Raw genomic sequence first — 15,147 nt, 5'->3', positions numbered from 1 at the left:
CGCCTCACCCGATTCATCGCCTCACCCGATCCGGTTCTCTACGAACATCGAAAGAATCTGCGTGGCAATCAGGTTGAGCACAAAGCTGGCCACCACGGACAGGACGACGGCCGCGTTGACCGCGTCGGCCACCCCGCGTGGCCCGCCCTTGGCCTTTAAACCACGCTGACAGGCAATCGCGACCACGACGATGCCGAAGATCTCGGCCTTCGCCAGCGCCGCCCACAGATCGGTCAGTCCGGCAAATTCGCCGAAGGAGCCGATGTAGCTGCCCGCGGCGCCACCCTGGAACGCCACGTTCACGAAGTAGCCGGTCGACACACCGACGAAGATGATCTCGATGCAGATGAGCGGTGCCACCACCATGACCGCGAGCAGGCGTGGGGCGATCACCCTGCGCGCCGGATCCATGCCCATGGTTCGCAGGGCGTCGATCTCGTCGCGGACGGTGCGTGCGCCGAGGTCGGCCGCCACCGCGGAACCCACGGCACCGCCCATCAGCAGCGCGGTCGCGATCGGCGCTCCCTGCCGCAAAACCCCGAGTGCACCGGCCGCGCCGGCCATCGACGACGCGCCGATCTGTGCGGTGAGGCTGCCGACCTGGACCGAGATGATCACCCCGAACGGGATGGCGACAAGAGCTGCAGGCAACGCGGCGACACCGGCAAAGAACGTCGTCTGGCGATACGCCTCCGACCAGGGGAATCGCCGCGTGGCGATGTCCCGCGCACCCCAGCCGAGCGACACGGTCACCAGGTCGAGAAGTCGTCCGAGCGTCGCGACGGACGACCGCACCATCTGCACCGGCCGTCCCCGCGACGCTTGCTCGAGAATCCTGAAAGCCACCTTGGTTCCCCTCCGCACGACAGTTTTGCATGAAAAACCAAAACTGTGTTCATTTTCAGCAATTTCCCGTCGGAGTGGCCCTGAGCGCCTGTTTTCGTACAGACTGAACCAATGGTCGAATCAACGCCGACGGCGCACGACGCGCCCACGGGCCCTCTCGACGGGATCACCGTGCTCGAACTCGGCACTCTCATCGCGGGCCCACATGCGGCCCGGCTCCTCGGCGACATGGGCGCCGACGTCATCAAGATCGAGCCCCCGGGTCGGCCCGATCCGATCCGCACCTGGGGTCAGGCCGAGGTGGACGGCCACCGCTTCTACTGGACCGTGCATGGCCGCAACAAGCGAGCGGTCACACTCGATCTGCGCAGCGACGCCGGCCGCGAGTTGTTTCTGCGGCTCGCCGACCGCGCCGACATCATCGTCGAGAACTTCCGCCCCGGCACCCTCGAGCGGCTCGGCATCGGACCCGACGTCCTGTCCGAACGCAACCCGGGCATCGTCGTCGTCCGGGTATCCGGTTACGGCCAGTACGGACCCGACGCGACCCGCGCCGGCTATGCGTCGGTCGCCGAGGCGGCGAGCGGCTTACGGCACCTCAACGGTTATCCCGGTCAGCTGCCGCCGCGACTTGCGCTGTCTCTGGGCGACACCCTGGCCGGCATGTTCGCCGCGCAGGGCGCACTTGCCGCCTTGTATCGGCGGACCGTGACCGGCAAGGGGCAGGTGGTCGACACGAGTCTGCTGGAATCCTGTGTCGCCGTGCAGGAGTCGGCCATCGCCGACTACGACATGGGCGGTGTGGTGCGCGGACCGTCGGGTACCCGGCTCGACGGCATCGCACCGAGCAACCTCTACCCCACCAAGGACGGCACGCATGTGATCATCGCCGCCAACCAGGACACGGTGTTCGCGCGGCTCTGCGCGGCGATGGGGACACCCGAGCTCGCCACCGACGAACGGTTCGCCGACCACGCCGCGCGGGGTCGCAACCAGGACGAACTCGATGCCCTGATCGGCGAGTGGTCGTCGCAGCTGACGACGGTCGAACTCACCGACACGCTGCAGGCCGCGGGCGTGGTGGTCGGTCCTGTGAATACGGTTGCCGACGTCGTCAACGACCCACATCTGCAGGCGCGCGGCATGATTGCCGAGCACTACGACACCCGGGTCGGGCGCACGGTCCTCGGACCCGGTGTGGTGCCCCAGTTCAGCGAGACGCCCGGCGGCATCCGCTCGGCCGGACCGCCCGAGCCCGGCTCCGACAACGCCTCGGTCTACGGCGAGTTACTTGGCTTGTCCGACAACGAAATCGCCGATTTACAGCGGACAGGGGTCATCTGAATGGTTGCCACACCCAAGGGCCGTCGTACCGAGGCCGCCTTTCATCAGGCCGCACGACAGGTGTTCGCGGAGAAGGGTTTTCTCAACGCGAAGATCTCCGACATCGCCTCGGTCGCGGGACGCTCGGCGGGATCGTTCTACAACTACTACGAGAACAAACAGCAGCTCCTCGAAGCGCTGCTCCAGACATTCAACGAAGACGTGCTGGAGGGCACACGCGAGCGACTCACCTCCGATCCGCGGGCGAATGTCGAAGCCGCAGTGCGCGTGTACTTCGAGATGTACCGGAAGTATCTGCCGGAGATGATCGGCGTCTTCCAGCTCTCCATGACCGACGAACAGTTCGCCCAGTGGTGGCGGCAGCGTCGGGCCGATGGTATCGGTGCGGTCCTCAAGGTGGTTCGATCGGTCGAGAAACAGGGCGTGCCAGTCGATCTCGATCACGGCGTGTTCGCGTCGGCGATCGTGTCGATGATGGAGTCGTTCTGCTGGACCTGGTATGCGGCCGGGGGCGACCCGGGCGTCGACACCCACGACGACGAGGTGGCCATCGCCACCGTCGCCGAGATCTTCCGTCGGGCGATGTACAACGGCCGGTGACGAAGACCACAGTCCACTTTAGCGAAACTCGCATTTGATTCGGTAACTTCATCCCATGTCTCTCATCGCGACCGGGCTCTCGCGATCGTTCCGGGGTCACTTCGCCGTCGAGCATGCGGATATCGCACTGCGCAGCGGAGTGATCCACGGACTCGTCGGCCCCAATGGCGCAGGTAAAACAACACTTCTACTCATGCTCGCGGGTCTGCTCGCTCCCGACACCGGCCAAATTCTGCTCGACGACGAACCAGTCGGACCAGATCGAGCGCGGCAGGTGACCGGCTGGATGCCGGATGTGTTCGGTACCTGGGATGCCCTGACCGCCAAGGAAATACTCACCACGTTCGCCCGGCTGTACGGCCAGACCGCCCGCGACGCGAAGAGCCGGGCAGACGAATTGCTTGCGATGGTTCACCTGTCCGAGTTCGCCGGCAAACCAGCACATGTACTGTCCCGCGGCCAGAAGCAGCGGCTCGGATTCGCCCGCGCACTGGTGAACCGGCCTCGAATCCTCCTCCTCGACGAACCCGCGTCCGGGATGGATCCTCGGTCGCGACTCGATCTGCGTGACCAGCTCCGAGAGCTTGCCGACGGCGGATGCACCGTGCTGGTGTCGTCACACATCCTGTCCGAGCTGTCCGAGATGGTCGACGACGTCGTGATGATGACGGAAGGCCGAACCCGCACATCTGCCGCGGCGACAAATCACTCGTGGCGAATTCGCGAACCCGGGCAGCCGCCTGCCGAGGCGTTGACTGTGGCGTTCCAAGACGATGATGGCGCCGCCGCGTACCTGACCCAACTGGTCTCTCAAGGCGTGCGCGTTGCCGAGTTCTCCCGCGTGAGCACGGAATTGGAAGATGCCTACCTCGCCCTCGACCCGGAGCGCCGATGACCCTCACCACAGAAAGACAGCATCGTCACACCGGCCGCAATCGGTTTGGTGCCTGGCTGGGCATCGTCCTCGTCGTGATCGGTCTCGAACTCCGCCAACGCCTCCGCACCACTCGATGGAAGGTGACTCTCGGAGCGTTGTTCGTGTTCGTCTCGGTTGTGGTGTTCGGGTCGCTCTACCTGACCGTCGGCGTCTTCGAAGAGACCTACAAGATCTGGGCCACCAATTTCTACGTGATCCTGATGTCGATTCTGTTGTTCTGCGGAATCGTTCTGGCACCGACCCTGTCGGCGACGTCGATCAACGGCGACCGCAAGGACGCCACCTTGGCCGTGGTTCAGGACACCACGATCACCCACTGGCAGTTGGCCTTTGGCAAACTGATCGGCAATTGGGCGTCGTCGATGACGCTCATGGTTCTCGCGCTGCCCTACCTGGTCTGGGCGATCATCGCCGCACCGTACGGCATCTGGCCGGGCATCCTGGGTGCAGTCGTCGTCTCCGTACTGTTCGCCTGTTACTGCGGAATCGGCCTTGGTCTGTCCGCTGTGACCGCACGGCCGGCCGGCTCGGCAGTGCTCACCCAGAGCATCGTCTTCTTTCTCATTCTCGGCCTGCCGGCGATCTTCGGACTCCTCTTTCCCTCGACTGCGCAGCGGCACGAAGTGAAACGACCTGACGAAACGTTGATCTCGACACCCTCGAATGCCAACGCGCACTACGAGTGGACATGTGCGGTGCGCACCAAGAACGAAGAGTTTCACCACACCGAGCGAACCTGGTGGCTGCTCGCACCCAATCCGTTCCTCCTCGTGGCCGACGTCGTCGCCGCACACGACTATCCCGATTCGTACAGGCAACGACTCGCTTCCTCCGACACAGACACGCCAGATCCGTCGGCCGCGTTGTCCCTGGCCGCAGCACTCTCCACCAGCCGCGCCGGCCCTTTCATCGCCGACCGTCGTTGCGGCGAGGGGTACTACAACAATGACCGCGCCAACTCGCAGTCGTACTGGTACCGCTCCAACGAGCACGAGATGTCACGCATCGGCGACAGCTGGTATATCGGGCTTGCCATCACCATTGCCATCGGCGGAATCGGTCTCATCGTCGCGGCGCGTCGGTTGCGCGTTCCGATTCACAAGCTGCCCAGGGGAATACGGATCGCCTGAGCGCACTGAGGTCAGCGCCAGGACTCGCGGGCGACGCGCAGGAAGTTTCCACCAAGGACAGCTCTGATGTCCGCGTCCGACCAACCACGTTGTGCGAGATGGGTTCCCAACGTCACAAAGGTTTCGGGTGGCATCCACTGGATGGGACCCCACCGGGTGTACGACTCGTCGAATGCTTCCGGGTTGGCCGCGATCTCGGCGTAGAAGTCCTCTTGGTCGAAGGAGTGGTCGGTGCTGACACCGACATGCTCGATGCCAAGGAGTTCGACGGCGTACTCCAGGTGGCGGGTCATCGCCTCGAGCGTCGGGGTGTTGGGGCCCAGGAAGATTCCGACGCCCGTGATTCCGACGACCCCTCCCGTCTGAGCAGACGCTCGGGCCTGGTCGTCGGTGATGTTGCGCGGATGCTCCCACAGCGCTCGCATGCACGAATGGCTGTAGATGACCGGGGCGGTGGAGATCTCACACATGTCGAGACCAGTACGCGCGCTGCAGTGCGAGCCGTCGGGCACCATCCCGACGGCGTTCATCTCCGCGACCAGTTGTCTCCCCCACGCGGTCAGGCCCGTGTCCTCAGTGTCGAGACACCCACACCCGGCGGCGTTGGCGTGGTTGTAGGTAGGCAGCATGGTGCGGACGCCGCGATCGTAGAACGTGCGCACGTTGTCGAGATCACCGTCGAGCGAGCCGCTGTCCTCCAGATCGAAGGCGACGGCAAGCCCGCCTGCGCCGGTGACTGCCTCGATCTCCGTTGTGGTCGCCACCATCTCGGCATCGTCGAGTGCCGCGATCGATGCGCGGAATGCGTCGGCGAGCGCCAACGAATCTGCGAGGCTCTGCGGCGAGTAGCCGACATTGATCGAAACGTACGTCCCACTGCCGTGGCGGAACCTGTTCAGTACTCCGACGTCGGCGTCGGGCCGCAGTGGCAGACAGGCGTGCTGGTCCCAGAGGAGTGTCATCTGCGTCGATGGTACGCGGGATGGCGATAATCTCTGGTGCCGTTGACATGCTGCTCGCAGAAACCGCACTTGTCGCCAGAAACCGCAGGTGTGGCCAGAACCGCTGGTGCGCCTCGGGTTTCTGACCAGACACGCGGTTTCTGACATCGCGACACGCCGACGACGCCTCCGGGGGTGCGAAGCGGCCGTCGCGGCCAACCATCACAGAGACCTCACTTGTGGTCAGGGACCGTCGGCAGTTCCGAAGGTCTCTGACCAGAAACGAGGTCCCTGTCGCAGCGGTCCTCGGACCCTAAATTTGCAGGCTGGGTGAAGCCCTTGCATAACCCAGTTCAGGAGGCCGAACGCAATACTCTTCGGATCAGCGCCCCACCCGCCGACGTCGTCGGCGATCGTGGAGCCCGGAAGAACGGGGCCGCCCATGCGGCCCGGAGCCTCCGCGCGGCCGGCACCCGCGACAACCGGAGCCGAATAGGAGAACGCGAGTGCTGCAGCACTCGCGTTCTCCAACTCAACTCGAGTTCTCGCAGGACGACGCGGGACGTGGCCAGACCGAAGCCGAGGCCGCCCCGGGGTGATGTGCCATGGGTGGCCTCAGACCACACCCTGTGCCGAGTCTCAACCGTGTGCTGCAGCACACAGATTCTCCAACAGGACACAGAGTGTCGTCGTCGAGCGGAGGGGCCGGCCGACCACGTGGCTGCCATGGGTGCCAGCGGTGGGGATCGATCCCATGTCGTCGGGCGCGATCCGCCACAAAAAGTAGGGGAAGAAACTCTTCCCCGAGATTTTGCGGGTAAGATACCGCGACATTTCCGCAGGTCAGCGGGGTCGGTCACCAACTCTTCGAGTCAGGAATGGAACTGCGCCGTGTACATGAAAAGTCCCTGACCCAGTGTTTCAGGTCAGGGACTTTTTCGTGGAGCTGCCGGGAATTGAACCCGGGTCCTCCGTCGTGTTGGTAGGGCTTCTCCGTGTGCAGTCCGCTATGTCTCTACTTGGATCTCTCGGTCACACGAACAAGCCGAGATGACGATCCCAGTCGCTGTTTGCTGTCCCGCGTCCGCCCGCGACCGGCGAACACGGTGAGTCCCCTGAGATGATGCCGGCATCCGGATTCGGGAACTCAATCCGGGCCGACAGACTAGCCGTCGCTGATCAGGCAGCGAGGGCGTAGTCGCGCTGATTGGAATCGGCGCTTAATTGGTTGCTGCGACGCTCACGGTGGTCTCCAGCCTGCACCGACACGCTTCCCCTACCTCGACGCACGTAGTCGAAACCGATCAGCCCCGAGATAGCACCCATCGAGTTTCGATGAGCACTTAAGTCTAACAACGTGTGCAAGCCAATTCATTCCGGTGCTCGAACAGCGCTCAGGAGCATGGTGTCGCGTGCCGCGACCAGCACCGACACCCAGCCATCGCGCACCGGCACCTGCTGCCCGGTCCACAGATTGACCAAGTGTTCACCCGCAGGCAGTCCGAGGGTCGAAAGCCGAACCGACATCGCCCGCGGATGATTCTGGCGATTCGTCAGTGACACCACCGCGCCACCGTCGACCGCCCGCTTCCATATCTCCGGATCGTCGTTCACCGGTGAGCCTGCGCCGACCACCTTGTCCTGATCGACTGCGATCACCGCAGCGTTGCGCAGGGTGCTCAGGGTATCGGGGCTCATCGTGGTGAGGTCGTTGCTCGCGATCAGGGGCGCGGCCAACATCGACCACATGGCCATCTGGGTACGACCCATAGCCGGCGTCAGCCCCGACGATCCGACGACGAGTGCGTCGGGGTCGAGAAAAGCACCCTGCCCGACGCGACCGGTCAGCGGTACCGCCGCGTCGATCTCGTCGACGATGCCCTGCTGACCTGCTGGTCCTGCCGAGGTCTGCCACGCGCCGACCACGTTGTTCGACAGTCGCGTCATGGTCGCGACCCCGCCCCAGTCGTACTGGGCTCCCGGCACGACTCCCCCGGTCAGACCGCTGTTGGGATTGATGTTGTAGACGATCGGGCGGTTGGTCGAGCGCAGCGCGTCGCGCATCGCGGTGAATGCGGTCACCTGCTTGTCGTGGTCGGCGTCGGTCGAGCACCAGTCGTATTTCAGGTAGTCCACGCCCCATCCGGCGAACGTCTGCGCATCGGTCTGTTCATGGCCGAGACTCCCCGTCGACCCTGCCCGGTTGCCGAGCAGCTGCGTGCAGGTCTGCTCCGACGCACCCGAATAGACCCCGAACTTGAGACCCCGCCCATGCAGATAGGTACCCATGGCGGCCATGCCGGACGGGAACCGATCCGGGTCGGCGACCAGGCGTCCCTGCGCGTCGCGGGCGGTTGCCGACCAACAGTCGTCGATCACCACATAGCGGTAGCCGGCATCGCGCAGACCGGTCGAGACCAGTGCGTCGGCCTGGGCGCGGACGTCGGCCTCGGTGACACCGCAACCGAAGGTGTTCCAGCTGTTCCAGCCCATCGGCGGCGTCGTTGGCAGACCCGAAATCGCCGGTGGATCGCCACCCAGCCGGCCCGGCTCGTCGCCACAGCCTGCGACGGCCAATGCCAGAACTGCTGCACCGATCACCCCGACCAGCCGGCGGACGATCACATCCCCTTGACCCGACGGCCAATTTCCCGTTCGACCTCGCGCTGCGCGGTGCGCTTCGCGATGTCCTGACGTTTGTCGTGGGCCTGCTTACCGCGGGCCAATGCGAGCTCGACCTTCACCCGACCGTCGCTGAAGTACATCGACAACGGCACCAGCGTCAGGTTCCCGTCCCGGATCTTGCCGATCAAGGTGTCGATCTCACGACGATGCAGCAGCAGTTTGCGCTTGCGACGCACAGGGTGGTTGGTCCACGACCCGTTGGTGTACTCCGGGATGTGCAGCGCGTGCAGCCAGATCTCGCCGTCGTCGATGGTCGCGAAGGCGTCCACCAGCGAGGCCTTGCCGGCACGCAGGCTCTTCACCTCGGTACCGACCAGCGCGATTCCGGCTTCGTACACATCGAGAATCGAGTAGTCGTGTCGCGCCTTGCGATTGGTGGCAATCGCCGCGCGGCCCTTTTCCTTGGGCACGTCGCTCTCCTCTCTTGTGGTTCTGTCGCCGCTCCTTCGAGGCTCGCTTCGCTTCGCACCTCAGGAAGCGGAAGGTCGGTCTTACTCGCGAACGTAGACACGCAGCGTCACATATGACGTCACGCTTGCCAACACAATTCCCCCCAGCAACAACCACGGGGCGACGAAGAGAACGTCGGTGTTCTCGATGCGCGACAAGAAGCTCACACCGTACAGATCTCGTAGCGCGTTGTCGAAGAAGAATCTCTTCGCCGCGAACAGGCCGCCGATCGCGAGCAGGGCACCGATCAGCGCCGCGACCACCGCCTCGAGCAGGAACGGCAGCTGCGTGTACCACCGGGTCGCGCCGACCAGACGCATGATCGACACCTCGGTCCGTCTCGTGTACGCGGCGATCTGGACGGTGTTGATGATCAGGAGGATCGCCGCGATGGCCAGGACTGCGGCGATGGCGAAGGTAGCGTTGCGCGCGCCGTCGAGCACGTTGAATATTCGTTCGACGAGTTTTCGGTCGTCGCGGAACGATTCGACGCCCAGGTCGGTGCGGGCCCGATACTTCTCGGCGATCGTGTTGAAGTTGTCCGGGTCGGTGACGCGCACTCGCATGGAGGCCTGCAGCGTGCCCTCGCGGATGTTGTCGGCGAGGTCGGGGTTGTTCTTGAAGATCTCCTTGGCCCGCTTGTAGGCGTCCTCGCGATCGACGTAGGTCACGGCGCTCACGCCGGATTCCTTCTCGAGGTCGGTACGCAGCGTCGCGCATGGCGCCTGCTGGCAGAGCGGGTCACGGTCGGTGACGGCGTCGTTGAGGTAGAACTCCATTTCGACGCGGTCGAGGAAGATCTTCTGGCTCTTGTCGGCCATCTGGATCACCAGCAGACCACCGCCGAACATGCCGAGGGTGATTGCGGTCGTCAAGATCATCGCGATGGTCATCGTGAGGTTGCGACGCAACCCGTTCAAGACCTCGCTGATGATGAAGTTGGCTCGCATGCTCGCTGAGATGTCCTTCTGGTCGGTGGTGTCTGTGCGGCGGTCTACTACGCGGCTGGGTCAGCCGATGCCGTACACACCCTGCGGGTCGTTGCGGACCAATCGCCCGTTGTCGAATTCGAGCACCCGCCGACGCATCGCGTCGACGATGTGGCGGTCGTGCGTGGCCATCACCACGGTCGTCCCGCGTCGGTTCACGCGGTCGAGGACGTCGACGATCTCCTCGCTGGTCTCGGGGTCGAGGTTGCCGGTCGGCTCATCGGCCAGCAGAACCAGCGGCCGGTTGACGATGGCGCGCGCGATGGCGACACGCTGCATCTCACCACCCGACAGTTCGTTGGGCATGCGGTCGTGTTTGCCCTCGAGGCCGACATACTCCAGGACCTCGGGCACCACGCGCTTGATCGTCGACTGCGGCCGCCCGATCACCTCGAGGGCGAAGGCGACGTTCTCGGCGACCGTCTTCTGCTGCAGCAACCGGAAGTCCTGGAAGACGCATCCGATGGATTGGCGCAGTTTGGGCACCATCCGACCGCGCAGGCGGTTCACGTGGAATTCGCCCAGGTGGATCTCGCCCGAGGTGGGCTTGTCCTCCTTGAGCAGCAGTCGGAAGAATGTCGACTTGCCCGAACCCGACGGCCCGATGAGGAAGGCGAACTCCCCCTTGTCGACCTCCAGGCTCAAGTCCTTGAGAGCCGGCCGACTGGAGGCCTTGTACTGCATCGTGACGTTCTCCAGCGTGATCACGAGAAGCCAGTGTAACCACGACGCCTGAGAGCTCCGCTCAGGCTGCCCGGGGCGTTTCAACTGCGTTTCAGCGGGCCGGTGACGTGGTCTGAGTCGTGCCGTTCAGTCCTGGAACCGGGATCTGGAAGGGGATTCCGGGGATCGACGTCGTGGTTGTGGTCACCCCGGGTGCGGGTGCGGGCGCGTTGGAATCCGAACTGCTCTCCGACGCGCCCACCGTAGCGCTCACCGAGGTGCTCGAGGCCGACGACGAACTCGGCGTCGAACTACGCGTGGTCTCGTAGGTCTGCTGGGTGGTGCGCGGTGCCGGTGCCTGCGTCGTCTGATCCACCACGCCGTAGCGCTGCGAGGTGTACCCGTACACCCACAACAGCGCGATGAAGGCGATCACCAGCACTGCGGTGCTCGTCCGCACTCGGGTCCCGCGGATATGACCCCAGTCGCGCTTGCGAAACCATCCGGAACTGCTTTGGGCGCGCTGGGCCCGCAACGACCCCGTGGTGGTTGGACCGGATTTGCCCTTGTCTTCGGGATCGGTTCCGCTGGCCGGGTCTTTCTCAGTCATCGCCGCGGTCACCTCCGCTCGGCTGGAGAGTGGCCGGGGGCGCGGACTGAGCTTGCACTTCGCGGCCGAGCGCGACGGTGATGCCTTCGGCCGCCAATCTCCGCACGATGAGGATGCGCAGCGCGCGGGCGATCTCGAACTGCTTGCCCGGGAGGGTCCGGGCCACCATCCGCACCGTGATCGCCTCGAGCTCGAGGTCGATGACCCCGAGCGGAGTCGGCGCGTCGAGCATGAGGCGGTGCATCCGAGGATCGTCGAAGAACTCCTGCCCGACCTCTTCGAGAATGTCGTTGACACGACCGATGTCGGCCTCGGCCGGGATCGGGACGTCCACCACCGCGCGTGCCCAATCCTTGGACAGGTTGGTTGCCTTGATGATCTGGCCGTTCGGAACCGTGACCATCTCGCCGTCGCTGGTGCGCAGTTTTGTCACGCGCAGTGTGACGTCCTCGACGGTGCCGTCGGCGAATCCCCCGCCCGTGACCATCAGGCTGACGACGTCGCCGTAGCCGTATTGCTTCTCGGTGACCACGAAGAATCCGGCGAGAAGATCCTGGACCACGCGTTGCGCGCCGAAACCGAGCGCCGCACCGAGCACCGCGCCCGGCCCGACCAGTCCGGTGATCGGGATGTTGAAGACGCCCATGATGTGCACACCGCAGATGAGCGCCACGATCACGATGAACACCCAGCTGACTACCTGAACGACCGCACGCATGTGCTTGGTGCGCTCGGTCCGAACGATCTGGTCACTGTCCTGGAACTCGTCCTCGACGCGCGCGCCGTAGCGGTCGGCATTCCACCGTATGAAGCGGATCACGATTGCCGCAGCGAGAATCCACAGCAGGATTTCGAGCCCGTCGGTGACCAGCCACACGTAGAAGCGGCCGATGATGGACTCGGACTCCGGGCCGAGAATTGCGATGTTCAGCTCAGGCCTCTGCATCGGCCATCCGCCATCGGATGCCGGCTTCGATGAACTTGTCCAGCTCACCGTCGAGCACTGCCGACGGGTTGTTGTCTTCGACGCCGGTGCGCAGATCCTTCACCATCTGATACGGGTGCAGCACGTACGAGCGCATCTGGTTGCCCCAACTCGATCCGCCGTCTCCCTTGAGCGCATCGAGCTCGGCGCGCTCTTCCAGTCGTTTCCGTTCGAGCAGCTTGGCCTGCAGCACCCGCATCGCCGACGCCTTGTTCTGCAACTGGCTCTTCTCGTTCTGGCAGGTGACCACGATCCCGGTCGGGATGTGCGTGAGCCGCACCGCCGAGTCGGTGGTGTTGACCGACTGACCACCGGGCCCCGACGACCGGTACACGTCGACCTTCACGTCGTTCTCGTCGACGTCGATGTGGTCGGTGGTCTCGACCACCGGCAACACCTCGACCTCGGCGAACGACGTCTGGCGGCGGCTCTGGTTGTCGAACGGGCTGATTCGGACGAGCCGATGGGTGCCCTGCTCCACCGACAACGTGCCGTACATGTAGGGGGCTTTCACGGCGAACGTCGCACTCTTGAGACCGGCCTCCTCGGCGTAGGAGGTGTCGTAGACCTCGACCCCGTACCCGTGCTGTTCGGCCCAGCGCACGTACATGCGCATCAGCATCTGTGCCCAGTCGGCGGCGTCGACACCACCCGCGCCCGAGCGGATGTTGACCAGCGCGTCACGCGAGTCGTACTCGCCGGCCAGCATGGTCTTGACCTCCATCGCCTCGATGTCGGTGCGCAGGGTGGTGCGGTCGTTGTCGGCGTCAGCCAGCGCGGCGGTGCGGTCGTCGCCCTCCTCGGCGTCGGCGAGCTCGTACAGAACGGGCAGATCGTCGAGACGTTGCCGCAGTTCAGATACCTTCCGGAACTCCGACTGCGCATGCGACAACTCGCTGGTCACCTTCTGCGCGTGCTCCTGGTCGTTCCAGAGGTCGGGGTCGGAGGCCTGCATCTCGAGCTCGTCGATCCGGCGACGCAGCTCGTCGAGGTCGAGGACTTTCTCGACCGTCGTCAAGGTGGCGTCGAGGGATTCGAGATCTGCGGTTACGTCGGGATGCACGGTTTACCAGGATACCGACCGGATTCCCGGGCCGTTCAATCGCCGAAGGAGGAACCGCCCGGCGGCGGACCCGCCTGCCCCAGATCACCGAAGCGCCACGACGTCGCAGCCTTGTGCGGCTTGTAGAGAACGGAAATGTCGTCGCCGATCGCGGGCCACCGATCGGTGGTTCCGAGCACGAGAGTGCCGTACACCTCGGTGGGATTGGTCTCGGGTCCGACGATGGTGCCCGATATCGTGGCGAACCGTTCGCCGTTTTTGTCGCCCTCGTCGGGCCGATCGCTGACGCCGGTGATCGTGAAGGTGCCCTGCACATAGTTCGCGGCCTGGCCTGGCGTCAGCGGCCGCGGGTTACGACCCCGCTGCCATTGCACGATCATCACCACCACGAGTGCCGCCAACAGGAAACTGAACGCCACCGCGAGCCACATGGCAGCCAGCGTACCGATCCGACATTTGCGACGGCGCCGAGGCGGGGAACTAAGCTACCCGGGTGTCCCCCGCTTCCCCGCGCATCTCCGATGACCTCGACCTCGCGCTGTCGCTGGCCGCATCGGCCGACGAGCTCACGTTGCGGCGATTCGGCGCGATCGACCTCCGCGTGGATGCCAAACCCGACCTCACTCCGGTCTCCGACGCCGACCTCACGTGCGAAACGCTTCTGCGCGAACGCATTTCGTCGCAGCGCCCGGGCGACTCGGTGCTCGGCGAGGAGTTCGGCGGCGAACGCGAGCTGACCGGCCGGCAGTGGGTGATCGACCCGATCGACGGCACCAAGAACTTTGTGCGCGGAGTTCCGGTGTGGGCCACCCTGATCGCGCTGCTCGTCGACGGCGAGCCCGTGGTCGGGGTTGTCTCGGCCCCGGCGCTGCGTCGACGATGGTGGGCGGCAACCGGACTCGGCGCCTTTGCCGCGTTCGGCGACGACGAGCCGCGTCGCATCCAGGTATCGGGTGTCGATGACGTAGCGTCGGCGAGCCTCGCGTTCTCCAGCCTGTCGGGCTGGGCGGACCGCGGCATCCGCGATCAGTTCATCGCCTTCACCGACCAGGTGTGGCGCGTTCGCGGGTACGGCGACTTCTTCAACTACTGTCTGGTCGCCGAAGGTGCGGTCGACATCGCAGCCGAACCCGAGGTGTCCCTGTGGGATCTCGCGCCCCTCGACGTGCTGGTCCGCGAGGCCGGCGGGAGTTTCACCGCACTCGACGGCACACCCGGTCCCGCGGGCGGGAGCGCGGTCGCAACCAATGGCCTGCTGCACGACGCAACGCTGGCGGCATTGCACGGCGCCTGACCACCACGCCGTCTGGCCATATCGGCCTGGCCGGACGGACAGTCCCGCGTCGATGTCAACACGCCGTCGTCATGGCGGACCTAGCGTCTGATGGGTCAGTACCCCCACGGACAAGGGAGTCCGACCATGGCAACATTTCCCGGCCTCGCCCATGTGGCCATCACCGTCTCAGACCTCTCGGCCAGCACCAAGTGGTACGCCCAACTCTTCGACGCCGACCCGGTCCTCGACGAGGACGAGGAGTCGGGCGACTTCCACCACACCGTCTTCGCACTGGGCGACGGCATGCTCTTTGGCCTGCACACCCACACTCGCCCGGGTTCGGCGGACGGCTTTGACGAGAGTCGCACCGGTCTCGATCACATCGCGTTCGCCTGCTCGCAGGCCGATCTCGACGGTTGGATCGCGCGCCTGGATGCGCAGGGAATCTCCCACAGTGGCGTCAAGCACGCGCACTACGGCTCCGGGATCTCCTTCCGCGATCCCGACAACATCGCGTTGGAGTTCTTCGCACCGCCCGCGTGAGCAACACCCGACTCTCCGAGTCAGCGACCCACCCGCCGACTGCGTCGGATCTCTGTACGCCCCAGCCAGACCACGTGCACTCTGC

Annotated in this window: 16 protein-coding genes and 1 other RNA gene; 6 read left to right on the top strand and 11 right to left on the bottom strand. The window is 64.9% G+C overall.

Translation table 11 applies throughout. The features are described 5' to 3' along the window. Positions 1-21: 21 nt before the first annotated feature. A complete protein-coding gene (locus MKW15_RS19620; RefSeq protein WP_240861138.1) occupies positions 22-798 on the bottom strand; it encodes an ABC transporter permease in 777 nt (258 codons plus the stop codon). 159 nt (positions 799-957) lie between these two features. Between MKW15_RS19620 and MKW15_RS19615 the strand changes: the two genes are divergently transcribed. From MKW15_RS19615 to MKW15_RS19600, 4 genes are read left to right on the top strand one after another with little or no spacing between them, the layout of a single operon-like run. Further along, the gene (locus MKW15_RS19615; RefSeq protein WP_240861098.1) at positions 958-2,190 is read left to right on the top strand and encodes a CaiB/BaiF CoA transferase family protein; all 1,233 of its coding nucleotides are present in this window, start codon (positions 958-960) and stop codon (positions 2,188-2,190) included. Beyond that, complete coding sequence (locus MKW15_RS19610; RefSeq protein WP_240861095.1) at positions 2,191-2,790, top strand: TetR/AcrR family transcriptional regulator; 600 nt, start codon at positions 2,191-2,193, stop codon at positions 2,788-2,790. Positions 2,791-2,845: 55 nt separating this feature from the next. Continuing rightward, on the top strand, positions 2,846-3,685 hold the full coding sequence (locus tag MKW15_RS19605; protein ID WP_240861093.1) for an ABC transporter ATP-binding protein: 840 nt from the start codon (positions 2,846-2,848) through the stop codon (positions 3,683-3,685). Further along, on the top strand, positions 3,682-4,857 hold the full coding sequence (locus MKW15_RS19600; protein WP_240861091.1) for an ABC transporter permease: 1,176 nt from the start codon (positions 3,682-3,684) through the stop codon (positions 4,855-4,857). The genes MKW15_RS19605 and MKW15_RS19600 overlap by 4 nt, the downstream gene beginning before the upstream one ends. Before the next feature lie 11 nt (positions 4,858-4,868). On the opposite strand, the gene MKW15_RS19595 is transcribed toward MKW15_RS19600, so the two are convergent. From MKW15_RS19595 to MKW15_RS19550, 10 genes are all read right to left on the bottom strand, one after another. Next, entirely contained in the window at positions 4,869-5,819 is a 951-nt protein-coding gene (locus MKW15_RS19595; RefSeq protein WP_240861088.1) for a dipeptidase, read from the bottom strand. Positions 5,820-6,736: 917 nt separating this feature from the next. Continuing rightward, positions 6,737-7,110, bottom strand: a transfer-messenger RNA (tmRNA) gene (gene ssrA / locus MKW15_RS19590). A gap of 59 nt (positions 7,111-7,169) precedes the next feature. After that, complete coding sequence (locus tag MKW15_RS19585; RefSeq protein WP_240861086.1) at positions 7,170-8,423, bottom strand: glycoside hydrolase family 27 protein; 1,254 nt, start codon at positions 8,421-8,423, stop codon at positions 7,170-7,172. Continuing rightward, positions 8,420-8,893 (bottom strand): SsrA-binding protein SmpB, encoded by a 474-nt coding sequence (smpB, locus tag MKW15_RS19580; RefSeq protein WP_240861084.1) that lies wholly within the window; start codon positions 8,891-8,893, stop codon positions 8,420-8,422. The genes MKW15_RS19585 and smpB overlap by 4 nt, the downstream gene beginning before the upstream one ends. A gap of 81 nt (positions 8,894-8,974) precedes the next feature. Further along, positions 8,975-9,883 (bottom strand): permease-like cell division protein FtsX, encoded by a 909-nt coding sequence (gene ftsX, locus MKW15_RS19575; protein ID WP_240861082.1) that lies wholly within the window; start codon positions 9,881-9,883, stop codon positions 8,975-8,977. A 60-nt stretch (positions 9,884-9,943) separates the two neighbouring features. Next, complete coding sequence (ftsE, locus tag MKW15_RS19570) at positions 9,944-10,630, bottom strand: cell division ATP-binding protein FtsE (RefSeq protein ID WP_240861079.1); 687 nt, start codon at positions 10,628-10,630, stop codon at positions 9,944-9,946. Between the two features lie 67 nt (positions 10,631-10,697). Then, positions 10,698-11,195 carry a hypothetical protein gene (locus tag MKW15_RS19565; RefSeq protein ID WP_240861077.1) on the bottom strand — a complete coding sequence of 166 codons (498 nt, stop codon included), beginning with the start codon at positions 11,193-11,195 and terminating at the stop codon, positions 10,698-10,700. Continuing rightward, on the bottom strand, positions 11,188-12,141 hold the full coding sequence (locus MKW15_RS19560; RefSeq protein WP_240861075.1) for a mechanosensitive ion channel family protein: 954 nt from the start codon (positions 12,139-12,141) through the stop codon (positions 11,188-11,190). Before MKW15_RS19560 ends, MKW15_RS19565 begins: the two co-directional genes overlap by 8 nt. Beyond that, entirely contained in the window at positions 12,128-13,243 is a 1,116-nt protein-coding gene (gene prfB, locus MKW15_RS19555; RefSeq protein ID WP_240861073.1) for a peptide chain release factor 2, read from the bottom strand. Before prfB ends, MKW15_RS19560 begins: the two co-directional genes overlap by 14 nt. Positions 13,244-13,278: 35 nt before the next feature. Further along, entirely contained in the window at positions 13,279-13,674 is a 396-nt protein-coding gene (locus MKW15_RS19550) for a hypothetical protein (protein WP_240861071.1), read from the bottom strand. Between the two features lie 62 nt (positions 13,675-13,736). Between MKW15_RS19550 and hisN the strand changes: the two genes are divergently transcribed. Continuing rightward, the gene (gene hisN, locus MKW15_RS19545; protein WP_240861070.1) at positions 13,737-14,537 is read left to right on the top strand and encodes a histidinol-phosphatase; all 801 of its coding nucleotides are present in this window, start codon (positions 13,737-13,739) and stop codon (positions 14,535-14,537) included. A gap of 126 nt (positions 14,538-14,663) precedes the next feature. After that, complete coding sequence (locus MKW15_RS19540; RefSeq protein WP_240861068.1) at positions 14,664-15,062, top strand: VOC family protein; 399 nt, start codon at positions 14,664-14,666, stop codon at positions 15,060-15,062. The last annotated feature ends 85 nt before the right edge of the window (positions 15,063-15,147 follow it).

This window comes from Gordonia gummivorans (assembly GCF_022513585.1).
Lineage (GTDB): Bacteria > Actinomycetota > Actinomycetes > Mycobacteriales > Mycobacteriaceae > Gordonia.
This window is presented reverse-complemented; position numbering and strand designations above follow the sequence as displayed.